This window comes from Wolbachia endosymbiont of Madathamugadia hiepei (assembly GCF_013366855.1).
Classification (GTDB): Bacteria; Pseudomonadota; Alphaproteobacteria; order Rickettsiales; family Anaplasmataceae; genus Wolbachia.
Genome location: NZ_WQMP01000080.1, coordinates 1 through 4,487 on the forward strand (window position 1 = coordinate 1; position 4,487 = coordinate 4,487).

Genomic DNA, 4,487 nt, shown 5'->3' on the forward strand with positions numbered 1-4,487 from the left:
GAAACGCGCTTATAAGTCGTTTAAGACATCACCCAACGCCGGATTTTAAAATAGAGAGTGGAATAACTAGCTACCTCGGGGTTTTATTGTCTTTTTTCCCTGTCTGGTAAATTTCTTAAATATTATAGCTTCACTACTATGATAAAAGGATTGGCGAAGGTTGTCAAGTAGTTTTTTTTGTTTTTGTTGGATAGCTTTTTTCCACTTTTGTCTTGTATCTTGTCAAAAGCATCTAATGTTAGGCATTAGATGGGGAGGGAAGAACTCTGTAAGCGCTCTTTTTGCCCACAATTGGCGGGTTTGAGTGAATTTGTGGTATATTTTATTTGCCTCTCCCAATAACAAAGGTTGGTATTATATCTTCTTCGTATCAAAAGAACTTGTTTTTTGATACGAACAATTGTATATTTTAATAAATCAGGGTTGTATATAGAATGAAGAGCTTAAAAGAATTATCCTTAAGAATTAAGAATATTGGATCTGTACAGAAAACTACAAAAATAATGCAAATGGTTTCTGCAGCGAAGTTATTGCAGAGCCAAAAAAAGCTATCAAATTCAAAATTGTATATATCTAAGCTGCATAGCATTGTTTCTTCATTAGTGTTAGCGGTTGATCAAGAATTACTGGCAAAGGTTTTAAACACTAGTGATGACGATCCTCACCTAGTATTTGTTATTGCATCTGATCGCGGCTTATGCGGCAACTTTAATTCTTCCATTGTCAAATTTAGTCAAGAGCATGTAAATAAATTAATCGCAAATGGCAGAAGGGTAGACATTGTATTTTGGGGTAAAAAAGCTTTTGATATAGGTAAAAATAGGTTTGACTCTGAAAGTATTTTAAAAATTGAAAATAGCAAGGGAATTACGCTAAGGCACATAGAATCCTTGATTGATAGTATGGGTCTCAATAAGTACAATAAAATTGAGGTTTTCTATAACAAGTTTTATAATGCTTTCACACAAAAACCAACGTTGGAAACAATAAAACCATGGAGTAAAGATTCATCCTTGATTAATAACTCTTTGGCTGATCCAACAGCGGATTACAGCTATGAATATGAGCCACAAAATACTGAATTTATTTTACGATCTTTGATTCAAAGTTACGTTGCAACTGCCCTTTACTCTGCTTTACTTGAAAGTGCAGCAAGCGAGAATAGTGCTAGAATGGTTGCAATGGAATCAGCAAATAGAAACACTAAAGAGATGCTGAATAAGCTAGCACTGCTTTATAATCGTTCTCGTCAAGCAGCAATTACAACTGACTTGATCGAAGTCATAGGTGGTGCAGAATCTTTATAGAAACCTAAGGGGTAAGAAATGAATATACTAAATATTACAGCAGATATCATCAAACTAATAAAAAAGCAGAGCCAAGATGCAGAAGTTACAATATACGAAACCAACAAAATCTCGGTTTCTCAACGGCTATCAAAAATTGAACAAATATCACAATCTAAGAATTGCACGATAGGAATTAGAGCTATAGCAGGCAAGACCAAAGCTGCGTATATTTCTACAAACGATTTAAACAACCTTGGTGATACGGTCAATCAAGTAGTAGAAATGGCAAAGAACGCACCAGAAGATTCCTACATTAATTTTGCCATAGGTGGAGATAATTATATCTCTTCTGCAGACTTAGGTATCTTAGACAATAATGTTGTAACTATTGATAATTTAAAAGGGATTGCTGAAGCCGCAGAAAATTCAGCTCTTGCGCATAAAAATATCATCAATTCCGAGGGAGCCTCTTCTTCACATACCTTAGTAAACACAGCATTATCTACCGTTTCTGGTTTTATTGGCTCATTTAGCAAATCGACCTTTGTTAATCAAGTTTCCGTTGTTGCTGGAGAAGAAAGTGGAATGAAGGTTGGCTATGACTACGATGTAGCGTGCAATTTCGGAGATTTAAAGTCACCAGAGTTAATAGGAAAAGAGGCAGCAAAAAGAGCTATTGATCAACTGAATTCACGCACAATCAAAACTGGTAAATTTCCGGTTATTTTTGAAAAAAGAGCAGCAAAAGAGTTAGTGAAAAGTTTCACTTCCGCTATAAATGGCAGTAACATTGTAAGTAACAGCTCTTTCTTGAGAAATAGTTTAAATACTCAGATTTTCAACGATAGAATCAACATTATTGATGACCCATTATTGCCAAGGGGTATAGAATCAAGACCATTTGATGGAGAAGGAATAACCAGCAGGAAAAATACGCTTGTAAAGAATGGAGTACTACAAAATTGGATTTTAGATCTATATTCGGCTAAAAAATTAAACTTGGAAACAACAGGAAATGCAACTCGTGCAGGTAATGCCGCAATTGCTCCTGCAGCTAGTAACCTTTATATTGAAAATAGCAATATATCATTTGAGGAATTAATTGAGGAAGTGAAAGAGGGAATATACATAACTGATTTATTTGGTTTTGGTGTTAATCTAATCAATGGTGATTACAGTCAAGGCGCATCAGGATTTTTTATAGAAAATGGAAAAATAACGTATCCAATACACGAGATTACTGTTGCTAGCAATTTAAAAGAAATGTTTAGCAACTTAGTTGTTGCAAACGATTTAGCTTTTTGTGGGCAATTTAATTCACCAACGATTAAAGTTAGTGAAATGACAGTTGCGGGCTCGCTTAACAATTAGAAAATTTAGTTGCATCAGGTACAATAATTGTGTACCATGACTGTGTAATGTTAGGGTAGACTATGGAGCATGGAAGTTTAGTTTCAATGGCTAAGCTTCGGGCATTCCCAATTATAATTTTAAAGTTTTTCATCACATTAGTAATGTTAGTTAATAGTTTTAGGAGTTGTTCAAATGGAATTTGGTAATATAAAGTGGTTTAATGCCGAAAAAGGTTATGGTTTTATTAAGCCAGAGGCTAAAGGAAGTGATGTTTTCGTACATATCAGTACGTTAGAGCATTCAGGAATAAGACCTGATTCACTTAGAGGAGAAAATAAGGAGAAGGGAATAAAAGGAGAAAGAGTAAGCTATGAGCTCAAAAAGGAGCGAGGTAGAAATGGAGAAGAGAAAAAATCTGCAATAAATTTAAAGTTGCTAGAAGACTAATCGTATTTTGATGGTAAAAGTTTTTGTGAGTAGCTTTCAGGAGATGAATCTTCCAGTTTTGCTCAGCCGAGCTCTAGATAAACATAATCTTTCTGTTCCAACTCCGATTCAAACACAGGCAATTCCTTTGGCTCTACAAGGTAAAGATATTCTCGGATCTGCTCAAACAGGAACTGGAAAAACTTTGGCGTTTGCTATTCCGTTGGTTGCTAAGTTATTAGATGAGTCTAATGCTAGTTCAGCCTTAGTTATAGTACCAACCCGAGAGTTAGCACAGCAGGTAACGAATGAGGTAAGAAAACTCTTATTTCAAAATTCCGTGTTAAAGATGGCCTTACTAATTGGTGGTGAGCCTATCTTCAAGCAGCTAAATCAGCTTCGGAAAAAGCCGCAAATTGTAATAGGTACTCCTGGTCGTATTATAGACCATATTGCACATAAAACTTTGATTACTCACAATATCAACACTCTTGTGCTTGATGAAACAGACCGTATGTTCGATATGGGTTTTGGAATTCAAATTGAAGAGATTATGAAATATCTGCCAAAAACACGGCAAACTCTAATGTTCTCTGCAACTCTTCCTGGTGATATAGTTAAGCTTGCTGAGAAATACCTCAGCCAGCCAGAACGTGTTTCTGTTGAGCATGAAGCTACAACTTCTACGAAAATCAAGCAAGAAATTATTTATGCATCAGAATCAGAAAAGTATGGCAAACTTGTTACACAACTATGTCAGCGTGAAGGATCAATCATTATTTTTGTCAAAACAAAGCAAGGAGCAGATCAGCTGGCTAACAAATTGCGCGAAGATAACTATAGCACTTTAGCAATTCATGGTGACTTAAGACAGCACAAACGCGAAAGAGTCATCAATTCCTTTCGTCGCGGTCGCAATCAAATCATGGTTGCAACGGATGTTGCCTCTCGTGGTCTTGATATTCCCCACATACAACACGTTATCAATTATGATGTACCACAATCTCAAGCTGACTACATTCATCGCATAGGTAGGACTGCACGCGCTGGAGCTGAAGGATACGCATTATCTTTCATTACACCTCAAGATAAGAGAAGGCTACCTGCACTTGTAGACAAAAAAGGAGAGTTAAATTTTGATTCCAACGTACAATTCAAAAAACGTAGTAGTAAAAAAACCTTTAAAAGACCAAGTGCACTGAAAGCTAAATATGGTAAGAAAAGGATCAATACTTTTAAAGAGAGAAGCAGAGTGTTACAAAATGTACATTCTTCTATTTTTTAGAAATTCAAATATAAAAAGTAAGAAAAAGTGATTTGAAAAGTGGCTAGTCTCTGTGAAAAAAGTTTATCATGAGAAAATAAGGAAAGATGTAGCAAAAACTGGTAGTTTAACTTAGCTAAAAATAGAGAAACTAC

General features: G+C 35.4%; 4 protein-coding genes. All 4 read left to right on the forward strand.

Features of this window, described 5'->3' with window-relative positions:
- The first annotated feature begins 434 nt into the window (after positions 1-434).
- The 4 genes from atpG (at position 435) to GO685_RS03545 (ending at position 4,353) form a co-directional block, all read left to right on the forward strand.
- Positions 435-1,307, forward strand: coding sequence for an ATP synthase F1 subunit gamma (gene atpG / locus GO685_RS03530; RefSeq protein ID WP_175937596.1), 873 nt, complete (start codon positions 435-437; stop codon positions 1,305-1,307).
- An 18-nt stretch (positions 1,308-1,325) separates the two neighbouring features.
- Entirely contained in the window at positions 1,326-2,660 is a 1,335-nt protein-coding gene (locus GO685_RS03535; RefSeq protein WP_175937597.1) for a TldD/PmbA family protein, read from the forward strand.
- A 174-nt stretch (positions 2,661-2,834) separates the two neighbouring features.
- Entirely contained in the window at positions 2,835-3,089 is a 255-nt protein-coding gene (locus GO685_RS03540) for a cold-shock protein (protein ID WP_175937598.1), read from the forward strand.
- Positions 3,090-3,114: 25 nt separating this feature from the next.
- Entirely contained in the window at positions 3,115-4,353 is a 1,239-nt protein-coding gene (locus GO685_RS03545; protein ID WP_343033211.1) for a DEAD/DEAH box helicase, read from the forward strand.
- Positions 4,354-4,487: the final 134 nt, after the last annotated feature.